Here is a 13,172-nt window from a genome sequence, read left to right on the forward strand (position 1 = left end):
CGCCTGTCCGGGCTGGGAGGATGTCCTGTGTGACTGGAACGCTGGTACTCGCAGGGACCCCCATCGGTGACATCGCGGACGCTCCGCCCCGACTCGCCACCGAGCTGCAGAGCGCGGACATCGTGGCCGCCGAGGACACCCGGAGGCTGCGCGGCCTGACCCGGGCCCTCGGCATCCACACCTCGGGACGGGTCGTCTCGTACTTCGAGGGCAACGAGTCCGCCCGTACGCCCGAACTCGTCGAGGCGCTGGTCGGCGGCGCCCGCGTGCTGCTCGTCACCGACGCGGGCATGCCGTCCGTCTCGGACCCCGGCTACCGCCTGGTCGCCGCCGCCGTCGAGCAGGACATCAAGGTCACGGCCGTCCCCGGCCCGTCCGCCGTGCTCACCGCACTCGCCCTCTCCGGGCTGCCCGTGGACCGCTTCTGCTTCGAGGGCTTCCTGCCGCGCAAGGCGGGGGAGCGGCTCGGGCGGCTGCGCGAGGTCGCGGACGAGCGCCGCACCCTCGTCTACTTCGAGGCCCCGCACCGCCTCGACGACACGCTCGCCGCGATGGCCGAGGTCTTCGGCGCCGAGCGCCGCGCCGCCGTCTGCCGCGAGCTGACCAAGACGTACGAGGAGGTCAAGCGCGGCCCGCTCGCCGAGCTCGCCGCCTGGGCCGCCGAGGGCGTACGGGGCGAGATCACCGTCGTCGTCGAGGGCGCCCCCGAGGCCGGACCCGGCGAGCTCGACGCCGCGGAGCTGGTGCGCAGGGTGCAGGTGCGCGAGGAGGCGGGGGAGCGGCGCAAGGAGGCGATCGTCGCGGTCGCCGCCGAGGCGGGGCTGCCCAAGCGGGAGGTCTTCGATGCGGTGGTGGCGGCAAAGAACGCGGCAAAGGGCTGACAGGAAGAGTCCTGGTACGCGCAAAGGACTAATCTGAAAGGCAAAGCCGAACCCGGCGCCGGGACTCTTCACAGGGCGCTTGGCAAGGGAAGAGCCAAAAGCCTTCCATGGTTCGTCTCCTGCTGATGCGCTCCGGCCCGAAAAGGCGTCCACTGATCAGTGGAGAGGAGCTGGCATGAGCGAGATCACCGGCACCGGCATATCCGTCGCCCATGAGGCGTACGCCTTCGCCTGCATGCGCTGTGGATACGGCTGGGAGCAGGCGTACGACATCGAGCACCACGTCGACGCCGCCGGCCAGGAATTCGTCGTCTACAAGGCCGACGGGGAGCGGGTCCCGTCCCCGCTGTCCAGCCCCACCTGCATGAACTGCGGCGGTCACGTCGTCAGGATCATGCGCGCGGGGCAGGTGTCGTCGGTGCTCGACCTGATCGCCGCGACGGAGAAGCACCAGCACGGGGCGAAGGCGACCAAGCCCGTCTCGATGGCCGGGCCCATCGGGCAGGAACTGACCGAGGACACCGCGGGCCCGGAGACCCCGCCCGTGCCCCACCACTGGCACCTCTCCGACCTCCTGCATCCCTTCCGTAAGCACGGGTAACCCTGCACGCCGGCACTCGTGGCCCTCGTACGATCGGGGCCATGAGTGCCAAGGACGCCCCGCCGCCGCTGCCCGAACCCCTCCTCGTGGAGGTCGCGGACTCGCACACCCACCTGGACATGCAGTCCGGGACCGTGGAGGAGGCCCTGGTCAAGGCCGCCGCCGTCGGTGTGACCACGGTCGTGCAGGTCGGCTGCGACGTGAAGGGCTCCCAGTGGGCCGCCGAGACCGCCGCCGCCCACGAGCACGTGCACGCGGCCGTCGCCCTCCATCCGAACGAAGCCCCTCGGATCGTCCTCGGGGATCCCGACGGCTGGTCCCGGCAGGGCGCCCGCCCCGGCGGCGGGGACGCCGCCCTCGACGACGCGCTCGCCGAGATCGACCGCCTCGCCGCCCTGCCGTACGTCCTCGGCGTCGGCGAGACCGGCCTCGACTACTTCCGTACCGGCCCCGAGGGCATGGCCGCGCAGGAGCGTTCCTTCCGCGCCCACATCGAGATCGCCAAGCGGCACGGCAAGACGCTCGTCATCCACGACCGCGAGGCGCACGCCGACGTGCTCCGCATCCTCGACGAGGAGGGCGCCCCCGAGCGGACCGTCTTCCACTGCTACTCCGGCGACGCCGCCATGGCCGAGATCTGCGCCGCCAAGGGCTACTACATGTCCTTCGCCGGCAACGTCACCTTCAAGAACGCCCAGCACCTGCGGGACGCGCTCGCCGTCGCCCCGCTGGAGCTCGTCCTCGTCGAGACCGACGCGCCCTACCTCACCCCGGCGCCCTACCGGGGCCGCCCCAACGCCCCGTACCTCATCCCGGTCACCGTCCGGGCGATGGCGGCCGTGCGCGGGATCGGGGAGAACGACCTCGCCGAGGCGCTCGCCGTCAACACGGCCCGCGCCTTCGATTACTGATCGTCAACAACTGATCACTGATGGTGAAGCGGCGTGATACGCTGCGTACCTGCCTCGGCAGCGGTCAGGGCTTGGCCGTCCTGTGGACTTCGGTCGCAAGGGAGAAGCCCCCTCGTCCACGAGGGGGAGGAGTCACAACGGTTACGTGTCGTAGCCGAGTCGTTCGCGAGAGTAACCGGGGTCGAGAGGTAAGGTCCCGGCCTCGTGAGCACTTCCCAGGGCAGTCACCGAGCCGGACGGCGTACGGCGACCCTGCCCGTCCACGAGCAGCCGACCCAGGCGGCGCCGCTCGTCGTCCCCGCGGACCTCCCCGGTACGGCCCCCGGAGTCCCCGGCGCCGTCCCCGGGCAGGGCGGCTCCCGCGCCGGGGCCCGGCGCGCCGCCCGCCGCCGCAAGGCCTCGGGCTCGACCCGGGACGGGCTTCGGCGGCTCGTCCCGCAGGCCCTCGTCGTCGCCTTCCTCGCCGGCGGAACCAGCGCCTTCGTCGCCAACGACAAGGCCGTCCGGCTCTCCGTCGACGGCGTCCCGCGCAGCCTCCACACCTTCGCCGACGACATCGACGAGCTCCTCGCCCACGAGGGCCTCACCGTCGGCGCCCACGACATCGTCGCCCCCGCCCCCGGCGAGGCCCTGGCCAACGGCGACGAGGTCGTCGTCCGGTACGGGCGGCCCATCTCCCTCACGCTCGACGGACGGCGCCACCAGATCTGGACCACCGCGAGGACCGTCGAGGGCGCACTGCGCCAGCTCGGGGTCCGCGCCGAGGGCGCCTATCTCTCCGTCTCCCGCGCGGCCGCGATCTCCCGCCAGGGCCTCGCCCTCGACGTCCGCACCGAACGGACGGTCACCTTCCTCGCCGACGGCCGCGAGCGTGTCGTCCGCACCAACGCCGCCACCATCCGCGAGGCCCTCGCCGAGGCCGGGATCACCCTCTCCGGCCAGGACACCACCTCCGTCGCGGCCGACGCCTTCCCCCGCGACGGCCAGACGGTCACCGTGCTGCGCATCACCGGCTCCCGCCAGGTGCGGGAGGAGGCGATCCCGTACGCCGTCGAGAGGGTCCGCGACCCCGAGCTCTTCGCGGGCACCGAGACCGTCGAACGGCAGGGGATCGCGGGCGTCCGCCGCGTCACGTACACCCTGCGCACGGTCAACGGCGTCCGGCAGAAGCCCCGCAGGACCGGCGAGGAGATCGTCCGCGAACCCGTCAGCCGCAAGGTCCGCGTCGGCACGCGCGCGCTGCCCACCTCCGTCGCCGGGGCCGACGGCCTCGACTGGGCCGCACTCGCCGCCTGCGAGTCCGGCGGCCGCCCGAACGCCGTCGACCCCTCGGGGACCTACGGCGGGCTCTACCAGTTCGACCCCGGCACCTGGCGCTCCCTCGGCGGCACCGGCACCGCCCAGAACGCACCCGCAGCCGAGCAGACCTTCCGGGCCAAGAAGCTGTACGTGCAGCGGGGCGCGAGCCCGTGGCCCCACTGCGGCCGACGGCTCCACCAGTGAGCCGTCGGCCTACGGCCCCACCGGCGAGCCGTAGGCTGTACCGGTGAGCACCACCACCGGCCCCGAAAGCCCCGACGCCCTCCTCGGCCCCGCCGACATCCGTGAGCTGGCCGCCGCCCTCGGCGTGCGCCCCACGAAGCAGAAGGGCCAGAACTTCGTCATCGACGCCAACACCGTCCGGCGGATCGTCCGCACGGCCGAGGTGCGGCCCGACGACGTCGTCGTGGAGGTGGGGCCCGGACTCGGCTCCCTCACCCTCGCCCTCCTGGAGGCCGCCGACCGGGTCACGGCCGTCGAGATCGACGACGTGCTGGCCGCCGCGCTGCCCGCCACGATCGCCGCCCGCATGCCCGCGCGCGCCGACCGCTTCGCGCTCGTGCACTCCGACGCCATGCAGGTGCAGGAGCTCCCGGGCCCGGCGCCCACCGCGCTCGTCGCCAACCTGCCGTACAACGTCGCCGTGCCGGTCCTGCTCCACATGCTGGAGCGGTTCCCGACCATCGAGCGGACCCTCGTCATGGTCCAGGCCGAGGTCGCCGACCGGCTCGCCGCCAAGCCCGGCAACAAGGTCTACGGCGTCCCGTCGGTCAAGGCGAACTGGTACGCGGAGGTGAAGCGGGCAGGCTCCATCGGCCGCAACGTCTTCTGGCCCGCGCCGAACGTCGACTCCGGCCTCGTCTCCCTCGTCCGCCGCACCGAGCCGCTCGCGACCACCGCCTCCCGCAAGGAGGTCTTCGCGGTCGTCGACGCGGCCTTCGCCCAGCGCCGCAAGACCCTGCGCGCCGCCCTCGCGACCTGGGCGGGCTCGCCCGCCGCCGCCGAGGAGGCCCTGGTCAAGGCCGGGATCTCGCCGCAGGCGCGCGGCGAGGCCCTGACCGTCGAGGAGTTCGCGAGGATCGCGGAGGCGAAGGCATGAGCGAGGCCGTGACCGTACGGGTGCCCGCCAAGGTCAACGTGCAGCTCGCGGTCGGCGCGGCCCGCCCCGACGGCTTCCACGACCTGGCCAACGTCTTCCTCGCCGTCTCCCTGTACGACGAGGTGACCGCGACCCCCGCCGAGACGCTGACGATCACCTGCGAGGGCCCGGACGCCGACAAGGTGCCGCTGGACCGCACGAACCTCGCCGCGCGCGCCGCCGAGCTGCTCGCCGCCCGGCACGGCATCTCCCCGGACGTGCACCTGCACATCGCCAAGGACATCCCGGTCGCCGGCGGCATGGCCGGCGGCAGCGCGGACGGCGCGGGCGCGCTGCTCGCCTGCGATGCGCTCTGGGGCCTGAACTCCTCGCGCGAGTCGCTGCTCGAGATCTGCGCGGAACTGGGCTCCGACGTGCCGTTCAGCCTCGTCGGCGGGGCGGCGCTCGGCACCGGACGCGGTGAGCAGCTCACCGAGCTGCCGGTCGGCGGCACCTTCCACTGGGTGTTCGCCGTCGCCGACGGCGGGCTGTCGACCCCGGCGGTGTACGGCGAGTTCGACCGTCTCACCGAAGGCACCGACGTCCCCGAGCCGACCGCATCGCCGGCCCTGCTCGACGCCCTGCGCACCGGCGACACCACCGCCCTCGCGGCCGCCCTCACCAACGACCTCCAGCCGGCGGCCCTCTCCCTGCGCCCGTCCCTCGCGGCGACCCTGACGGCAGGCACGGACGCGGGCGCCCTCGCGACCCTCGTCTCCGGCTCGGGCCCGACGACGGCGTTCCTGGTGAAGGACGCGGAGGCGGCCGAATCCGTCGCCGCGGCCCTGATCGCCTCGGGCACGTGCCGCACGGCGCGGGTGGCGACGTCGCCGGCGCCGGGCGCGGTCGTCCTCCCCGCCTGACACCTTCCCGTCACCTTCGCCTGCCACCCTGGGCCCTTCGATCCGGACGGCCCAGGGGGTGGCGCGTGAAGGCGTGGCGGTGGTTGAAGGCGAGGAGAGCGCGGCACCGGCTGGTGCTGAAGCTCCTCGACGAGTGCGGTCAGGTCGTTCTCCTCAGCGGGCTGATCGTCGTGAACCTCGCGTTCTGGGACTCCGGCGAGGTCGAGGCCGCCCTGTCCCCGCTCCCCGGCGAGGCCTGGTGGAGGTGGGCGGGGTTCGCGTTCGCCGTCCTGGCCCTCCCCGCCGCCTGCCGGGGTGCCGTGCGCGCCTGGCGGGCGTGGCGCGGCGCCCCGGACCGCGACCCGGTCGCCTGACGCTCCTCAGTGCCTGTTCCTGTCAGTGCTTGTTCTTGGAGATCCGGGCCAGGAGCAGGTTCGGGTCCGGGTCCACCGTGTTGAAGAAGGCGGCGCTGTTCACGTAGACGGTCTTGGCGCGCACGGCCGCGGAGGTCGGGTTGTCGAGGCCGTCGGCGTGGGTGAGCACGGTCTTGTGGGTGCCGTCGGGCCGGACGAGTTCCAGCTTGTCGACCTGGTTCAGGGCGGCGAGGACCGTGTCGCCGTGCCCGGTGAAGGCGAAGTCGTCGATGGACGTGAGCCCGGTCGCCCGGGTCTCGATCGGACCGGCCGCGTGGTCGGGACCGGGACCGATCGGGATGCGCAGCAGCGTCGCATGGGCGGTGTTGGACACCCAGACGGCACCGTGGTGGACCTTGAGGCCGTTGGCGCCGAAGGGGATCTGCTCGGTGGGTTCGAGCGCGGCCCCGGTGGCCCAGGCCGTGGGCGTGCCGCCGGTCACCGGGAGGGACCACACCGTGCCGAGCCGCGTGTCGGCGGTGTAGAGGGTGCCGCACTTCTCGTCCAGGGCGAGCCCGTTGGGGAAGGCGTCCGCGGGGAAGAAGCCGATCTGCTCCGGCTCGCCGCCACCGGGCGCGATGCGCCAGACGCCGGTCTCCGCCTTGCCGGTGACGTACGTGACGTACAGGGTGCCGTCGTGGGCGCGGGCGATGCCCAGGACGACGGCCCCGCCGACGGGCGTCACCGCGCCCGGCACCTCGGGCAGGGTGGCGAGGACCGTCGTGTCGCCCTCCTTGGTGACGCGGGCGACCTGACGGGCGAAGGCGAAGGTGATGTCGGCGGAGCCGTCGGGTTCGAGGGCGATGTTCTCCGCGTTCTCCCCGGCGGCGAAGTCGAAGTGGGCGACGACGCGGGGATCGGACACGGTCGGATCGCCGCCCGCCGCGGGGCCCGCCGCGATCAGCGCGAGGGCGGCGGTGGCGGTGGCGACGGCGACCAGGCGTGGGTGTCTCGGCACGTGGTTCTCCTCGGGTGGGGGTGTGAGAAGAACATGACGGCCCGTCGGTCCGGGGCGTGGGCGGCCAGGCCGGGGGGTCGCCCGCGCGGTCGACGGCAAGGGGCCGGTTGGCACTGCGCCCGGCGCCGGTGCGCGTACTCAGCGGACGGTTGAGTATCCGCGCCCTGTCGGCACGATGGGCCCCCGCGGGACCGTACGAGCATGGGAATCAGCGCGCGTGAGCTCGCCGCCGCAACGCCGGCGAGCCGAGACCGGTACATCGACCTGCTCCGGGTCGCCTCGCTCGCGGTCGTCGTGCTCGGGCACTGGCTGATGGCGGCGGTCGGCCCCGACGGGCAGATCGGGAACCTCCTCGCCGTCGTCCCCGAGCTCCAGCTCGTGACCTGGGTCTTCCAGGTGATGCCGGTGTTCTTCTTCGTCGGCGGCTTCTCGCACGCCCTCGCCCACCGCTCCCGCCCCGCGTACGCGTCGTTCCTGCGGGCCCGGCTCCAGCGGCTGCTGCGGCCGACGATGGTCTTCGTCGCGGTGTGGGGCGCGGCCGCGCTCGTGCTGCAACTGGCCGGGGCGGACGGCGGGCTCACTGGGGTCGCGCTGCGGCTCGTGACGCAGCCGCTGTGGTTCATCGGGATCTATCTCGCGATGGTCGCCTTCACCCCGCCGCTGCTGCGGCTCCACGAGCGGTGGGGCTGGGGCGCGTTCGCCGTGCTCGCCGGCGGGGCGGTCGCGGTCGACGTCCTGCGGTTCGCGGCGGACGTCCCCTTCGTCGAGTTCCTGAACTTCGCGTTCGTCTGGCTCGCCGTCCACCAGCTCGGGTTCCTGCGCGCCGACGGCATGCTCCGCCGGCCCGTCCTGCTCGCCGGCGCGGGGCTCGTCGGTGCCGCCGCGCTCGTGGCCCTCGGCCCGTATCCGCTGTCGATGGTGGGCATGCCCGGCGAGAAGGTCTCGAACATGGCCCCGCCGACGCTCGCTCTGCTCTGCCACGGCCTGTGGCTGGTCGGCGCGGTCGAGCTCCTGCGGGGGCCGGGGGCGCGGCTCGTCGCGCGGGCCGGGGTGTGGCGGACGGTGGTCGCCGCCAACGGCATCGCGATGACCGCGTTCCTCTGGCACCTGACGGCGATGCTCGGGGTGTACGGGGTGCTGCTCGGGTCCGGCGTCGCCCTGCCCGAGCCGGCGTCCGGCGCCTGGTGGGCGCAGGTCCCGCTCCGGATCGCGGCGGCGGCCGTCCTCACGGCGCTGCTCGTGGGCGTCTTCCGCCGCTTCGAGGCCCCGGTCCCGGCCGCACCGGCGACCGACGCGGGCGGTCCGCTCGCCGCGCTCGGCATCGCCCTCGCCCTGCTGGGCGTCCTCGGCCTCTCCATGACGGGCTTCGCGGGCCTGCTGTCCGGCCACTCGGCCACCCTGATCGCGGTCCCGGTCACGGCACCGGCCGCCGTCGGCCTGGCCTTGGCGGGGTGGCTGCTGGTGGAGCGGGCGGGGCGGATCAGATCGCGATGACGGTCGCCCGGCGTCCGCAGAGGACGGTGAGGTCCTCCGGGTCCGAGGTGAGCACCGTGACGGGACCGGGTGCCGCCAGGGCCGTCGCGGCGACCATCGCGTCGATGGCGTACTTGTGGCCCTGCAGTCCGTTCTCGGCCAGCAGGGCCGCCGCACCGCGGGCGACGGCGTCCGTCACCGGCTCGACGACCAGGCGGGACAGGGTCCATTCCAGGGCCGCACGGTTGATGCGCGGGTGCATCACCTCCACCAGGGTGGCGGCGCTCGTCACGACGCGCAGGTCGTCGGCGCGGGCGAGCGCGAGCCAGGTGGTGACCTCGCGGTCACGCAGGACGGCCTTGGCCAGTCCCTCGCTGTCGAGGACCAGCGTGCCGCCCGGGGCGGCGTCGAGGCGTGTCACGTGGCGCTCGCCCCGGTCGGCTTCGCGTCACCCTGCTGCTCCCGGGCCCGGCGCAGCTGCTCGCGCCGTGCCTGGACCTCCTCGTCCGTGACCGGTCCGTGCTCGGCCTCGGCCACCGCGATGAGCTCGTTGAGGTCGTCCCGCTCTATCTGCCGCGCGACCGCCGCCGCGACGTAGGCGGAAAGCCCCGAGGGTCCGCTGCGGGCCCGGGCGGCCTCCGCGATGTCGCGGGGCATGCTGATCGAGTACTTCTGAGTAGGCTCGCTCATGCTCCCTATGCTACCGCCGATGCTACCCGTCGGGCGGGGCATGGGCGGCGACGTACCCTGGGACGTCGATCGATCCCCCGTACAGGAGTCAACGTGGCCGTCAACCTGGTCAATGTCGAGGCCGTCAGCAAGGTGTACGGCACCCGTGCCCTGCTCGACGGGGTCTCGCTCGGTGTCTCCGAAGGGGACCGGATCGGGGTCGTCGGGCGCAACGGCGACGGCAAGACCACCCTCATCCGCATGCTCGCCAAGCTGGAGGAGGCCGACACCGGCCGCGTCACGCACAGCGGCGGGCTGCGCCTCGGCGTGCTCACGCAGCACGACTCGCTCGACCCGAAGGCCACCATCCGGCACGAGGTCATCGGCGTCATGGCCGACCACGAGTGGGCCGGCAGCGCCAAGATCCGCGACGTGCTCACCGGGCTCTTCGGCGGGCTCGACCTGGCCGGCTTCGAGCAGGGCCTCGACACCGTCATCGGCCCGCTCTCCGGCGGCGAGCGCCGCCGGATCGCGCTCGCCAAGCTCCTCATCGAGGACCAGGACCTGATCGTCCTCGACGAGCCCACCAACCACCTCGACGTCGAGGGCATCTCGTGGCTCGCCAAGCACCTCCAGGAGCGCCGCTCGGCGCTCGTCTGCGTCACCCACGACCGCTGGTTCCTCGACCAGGTCTGCACCCGCATGTGGGACGTGCAGCGCGGTGACGTGCACGAGTACGAGGGCGGTTACTCCGACTACGTCTTCGCCCGCGCCGAGCGCGAGCGCATCGCGGCCACGGAGGAGACGAAGCGGCAGAACCTGATGCGCAAGGAGCTGGCCTGGCTGCGGCGCGGCGCCCCCGCCCGCACCTCCAAGCCGCGCTACCGCATCGAGGCCGCCAACGAGCTGATCGCCGACGTGCCGCCGCCGCGCGACACCAGCGAGCTGATGAAGTTCGCCAACGCCCGCCTCGGCAAGACGGTCTTCGACCTGGAGGACGTGACCGTCACCGCCGGCCCCAAGACCCTGCTCAAGCACCTCACCTGGCAGCTGGGCCCCGGCGACCGCATCGGTCTCGTCGGCGTCAACGGCGCGGGCAAGACCTCACTCCTGCGCGCGCTCGCCGACGCCGCCGTCTCCGACGGGGAGCAGCAGCCCGCCGCGGGCAAGGTCGTCGTCGGCAAGACCGTCCGCCTCGCCTACCTCTCGCAGGACGTCACCGAGCTCCCCGGCTCGCTGCGCGTCCTGGAGGCCGTGCAGCAGATCCGCGACCGCGTCGACCTCGGCAAGGGCCGCGAGATGACGGCCGGCCAGCTCTGCGAGCAGTTCGGCTTCACCAAGGAGAAGCAGTGGACGCCGGTCGGCGACCTCTCCGGCGGTGAGCGCCGCCGCCTCCAGCTGCTCCGCCTGCTGATGGACGAGCCGAACGTCCTCTTCCTCGACGAGCCCACCAACGACCTCGACATCGAGACCCTGACGCAGCTGGAGGACCTCCTCGACGGCTGGCCGGGCTCCATGGTCGTCATCTCCCACGACCGGTTCTTCATCGAGCGCACCACCGACAAGACGCTCGCGCTGCTCGGCGACCAGACGCTGCGGATGCTGCCGCGCGGCATCGACGAGTACCTGGAGCGCCGCCGGAAGATGATCGAGGCGGCCGTCCCGGCGCCCGCCGCAGCCGCGGCCGCACCGCAGAAGGCGGGCGTCTCCGCCGCCGACGCGCGCGCCGCGAAGAAGGAGCTCCAGAAGGTCGAGCGGCAGCTCGACAAGGTCTCCCAGAAGGAGGCCAAGCTGCACACGCAGATCGCCGATAACGCCACCGATTTCGAGAAGGTGGCGAAGCTCGACGCGGAGCTCCGGGAACTCGTCGGGGAGCGCGAGGAGTTGGAGATGCGCTGGCTCGAACTGGCCGAGGACGCATAACCGGACACATAACAGGGCGCATAACAAGGGCATCACGGGCCGGTCCTCCCTTGGGTACAAGGGGCGGACCGGTCGCTTTTGCGCCGTCGCGTGAGTGGTAGAAAGAAAAGTCGCTCACGTCAAGGGGGAACCGCTGATGACCCAGCCGCCCAGCAACCAGCCGCCGGGGGGCTTCGGAGCCCCTCAGGACCCGAACCAGGCCCCGGCCCCGGGCATGCCGCCCGTCCCGCCCGTCCCGCCGCAGGCACCGCCGGTGCCGCCGCAGGCCCCGCAGGCCGGTGCGCCCGGCGCACCCGGTCCGTACGGACAGCCGCCGCAGCAGCCCGGTTACGGATATCCGCAGCAGCCCGGCCAGCAGCCCGGCCAGCCGGCCCAGCCCGGTCCGTACGGRCAGCMGCCGCCGCAGCCCGGCCCGTACGGCTACCCGCAGCAGCAGCCCGGCCCGTACGGCCAGCAGCCGCAGCAGCCGGGTCCGTACGGCCAGCAGCCCGGCCCGTACGGCGGTGGCTATCCCACGCAGCCCATGTACCAGGGCGGCCCCACCCCGCCGCCCGCGCCGGGCGGCGGTGGCCTCAAGGGCCGGACCGGTGTCGTCGCCGCCGTGGCCGCCGGTGCCGTCCTGATCGCGGCCGTGACCACCTGGGCCGTCGTCGGCGGCGGGGACGACGAGAAGGACCCGATCGCCCAGCCGACCGCGACCGCGAGCGCCTCCTCCTCGGCCTCCGAGGCCCCGAAGCCGACCGAGTCGGTCGACGCGGGCGACGGTTCGGGCGACGGCCGGGGCGGTGACGACGACCTCAACGCCGGCCGCAAGCCCGGTGAGGCGAAGGTCGGCTGGCTGCTCAAGAACAACGTCGACCTGCCGCGCAACGGCTCCGACGTCCTCGGCCCGTGGATCGTCGGCGACGTCGTCGTCAAGGCGATGTACAAGAGCATCGACGGCTACAGCCTGAGCGACGGCTCCCTGAAGTGGCACCTCGACGTGCCCTTCGAGCTGTGCGCGGCCCCGCCGGCCCCCTCCTCCGGCGGTTTCATGGTCTTCGGGCACAACGACAGCGCCAAGGACAACGCCAAGTGCCTCGGGCTCCAGCAGGTGAACCTCAAGACCGGCAAGGTGGGCTGGAAGAAGACCATCCCCAAGCCGACCGGTCTCTTCGCCTTCTCCGACAACACTCTGTCGATCAGCGGCAACACGGTCACCGCGGCGGGCTCCAGCTCCGCCTACGGCTTCTCCCTCACCGACGGCAAGCAGCTCTTCAAGGGCGCCACCACCGGCTGCAAGCCCTTCGCCTTCGCCGGCGGCAGCAAGCTGATCGCCGCGATGGACTGCCCCTCGGGCAGCACCACCAAGAAGATCCAGGCGGTCGGCGAGGTCAACCCCGCCACCGGCAAGCCCAAGTACACCTTCCAGCTGGAAGCGAACTGGCAGGTCGACAAGGTCTACTCGGTCGACCCGCTCGTCGTCTCCGCCACGCAGCGCGAGCAGAAGAAGTGGACCATCTTCGCGCTCGACGCCAACGGCAAGCTCCGCTCGCAGATCCAGGGTGGCAAGGACAAGTTCGCCCCGTCCTGCGGCGGCAGCTTCGTCGTCTTCGGCAAGAACCTCCAGGGCTGCACCGGAGTCGCCGCCGACGCCAACACCTTCTACATGGCCACCGAGACCTCGTACGGCACGTCCAACGAGGTCGTCGCCTTCGACCTGAAGACCGGCAAGGCCAAGTGGCGTTCCAAGGCGCCGGACGAGCAGACGATGACCCCGCTGCGCATGGACAGCGGCCAGGTCCTGGTCTACGTCGACCCGTCGTACGACAAGGGCGGCGCCGTCGCGACCATCGCCCCGACCGGCGGTGCGCCGAAGATCGTCCTCCAGCACCCGGCATCGACCGCCGAGATCGAGAACAGCTTCTACGACCCGGGGTTCGCCTACGGCGGCGGCACCTTCGTCGTGACGAGCGGACGGGTCTCCGCGTCGAACGACAAGGAAGAGAAGCAGGTCAAGACGATGATGGCGTTCAGCAAGTGAGGCAGCAAGTGAGGTATTCG

The 13,172-nt window shown here is 72.7% G+C and carries 13 protein-coding genes; 10 read left to right on the forward strand and 3 right to left on the reverse strand.

Annotation, left to right across the window (positions count from 1 at the left end; genetic code table 11):
- Nucleotides 1–20: 20 nt before the first annotated feature.
- The 7 genes from rsmI to ASC82_RS18890 all read left to right on the forward strand — a co-directional run bounded on the left by rsmI (nt 21) and on the right by ASC82_RS18890 (nt 6,067).
- Nucleotides 21–881 (forward strand): 16S rRNA (cytidine(1402)-2'-O)-methyltransferase, encoded by an 861-nt coding sequence (gene rsmI / locus ASC82_RS18860; protein ID WP_185909558.1) that lies wholly within the window; start codon nt 21–23, stop codon nt 879–881.
- A 175-nt stretch (nt 882–1,056) separates the two neighbouring features.
- On the forward strand, nt 1,057–1,482 hold the full coding sequence (locus ASC82_RS18865) for a hypothetical protein (RefSeq protein WP_056649120.1): 426 nt from the start codon (nt 1,057–1,059) through the stop codon (nt 1,480–1,482).
- A 41-nt stretch (nt 1,483–1,523) separates the two neighbouring features.
- The gene (locus tag ASC82_RS18870) at nt 1,524–2,393 is read left to right on the forward strand and encodes a TatD family hydrolase (protein ID WP_056649122.1); all 870 of its coding nucleotides are present in this window, start codon (nt 1,524–1,526) and stop codon (nt 2,391–2,393) included.
- 204 nt (nt 2,394–2,597) lie between these two features.
- Nucleotides 2,598–3,896 carry a resuscitation-promoting factor gene (locus tag ASC82_RS18875; protein WP_056649125.1) on the forward strand — a complete coding sequence of 433 codons (1,299 nt, stop codon included), beginning with the start codon at nt 2,598–2,600 and terminating at the stop codon, nt 3,894–3,896.
- 43 nt (nt 3,897–3,939) lie between these two features.
- Nucleotides 3,940–4,812: a 16S rRNA (adenine(1518)-N(6)/adenine(1519)-N(6))-dimethyltransferase RsmA gene (gene rsmA / locus ASC82_RS18880; RefSeq protein WP_056649131.1), complete on the forward strand. Its 873-nt coding sequence runs from the start codon at nt 3,940–3,942 to the stop codon at nt 4,810–4,812.
- Complete coding sequence (locus ASC82_RS18885; RefSeq protein ID WP_056649133.1) at nt 4,809–5,714, forward strand: 4-(cytidine 5'-diphospho)-2-C-methyl-D-erythritol kinase; 906 nt, start codon at nt 4,809–4,811, stop codon at nt 5,712–5,714. Before rsmA ends, ASC82_RS18885 begins: the two co-directional genes overlap by 4 nt.
- An 83-nt stretch (nt 5,715–5,797) precedes the next feature.
- Complete coding sequence (locus ASC82_RS18890) at nt 5,798–6,067, forward strand: hypothetical protein (protein WP_157863485.1); 270 nt, start codon at nt 5,798–5,800, stop codon at nt 6,065–6,067.
- Nucleotides 6,068–6,089: 22 nt separating this feature from the next.
- Here the strand turns inward: ASC82_RS18890 and ASC82_RS18895 are convergent, their stop codons facing one another.
- Nucleotides 6,090–7,064 carry a hypothetical protein gene (locus ASC82_RS18895; RefSeq protein ID WP_056649140.1) on the reverse strand — a complete coding sequence of 325 codons (975 nt, stop codon included), beginning with the start codon at nt 7,062–7,064 and terminating at the stop codon, nt 6,090–6,092.
- 201 nt (nt 7,065–7,265) lie between these two features.
- Between ASC82_RS18895 and ASC82_RS18900 the strand changes: the two genes are divergently transcribed.
- Nucleotides 7,266–8,558 (forward strand): acyltransferase, encoded by a 1,293-nt coding sequence (locus ASC82_RS18900; RefSeq protein WP_056649143.1) that lies wholly within the window; start codon nt 7,266–7,268, stop codon nt 8,556–8,558.
- Here ASC82_RS18900 and ASC82_RS18905 read toward each other — a convergent pair.
- Together ASC82_RS18905 and ASC82_RS18910 are read right to left on the reverse strand one after the other, a co-directional pair.
- On the reverse strand, nt 8,545–8,958 hold the full coding sequence (locus tag ASC82_RS18905) for a PIN domain-containing protein (protein WP_056649146.1): 414 nt from the start codon (nt 8,956–8,958) through the stop codon (nt 8,545–8,547). The two genes, ASC82_RS18900 and ASC82_RS18905, sit on opposite strands and share 14 nt — an antisense overlap.
- On the reverse strand, nt 8,955–9,227 hold the full coding sequence (locus ASC82_RS18910) for a hypothetical protein (RefSeq protein ID WP_056649151.1): 273 nt from the start codon (nt 9,225–9,227) through the stop codon (nt 8,955–8,957). Before ASC82_RS18910 ends, ASC82_RS18905 begins: the two co-directional genes overlap by 4 nt.
- Nucleotides 9,228–9,320: 93 nt before the next feature.
- Between ASC82_RS18910 and ASC82_RS18915 the strand changes: the two genes are divergently transcribed.
- Together ASC82_RS18915 and ASC82_RS18920 are read left to right on the forward strand one after the other, a co-directional pair.
- Nucleotides 9,321–11,129, forward strand: coding sequence for an ABC-F family ATP-binding cassette domain-containing protein (locus tag ASC82_RS18915; RefSeq protein ID WP_056649154.1), 1,809 nt, complete (start codon nt 9,321–9,323; stop codon nt 11,127–11,129).
- Between the two features lie 136 nt (nt 11,130–11,265).
- On the forward strand, nt 11,266–13,152 hold the full coding sequence (locus ASC82_RS18920) for a PQQ-binding-like beta-propeller repeat protein (RefSeq protein ID WP_056649156.1): 1,887 nt from the start codon (nt 11,266–11,268) through the stop codon (nt 13,150–13,152).
- Nucleotides 13,153–13,172: the final 20 nt, after the last annotated feature.

Source organism: Streptomyces sp. Root431, assembly GCF_001426585.1.
In the GTDB taxonomy this organism is placed as follows: domain Bacteria; phylum Actinomycetota; class Actinomycetes; order Streptomycetales; family Streptomycetaceae; genus Streptomyces; species Streptomyces stackebrandtii.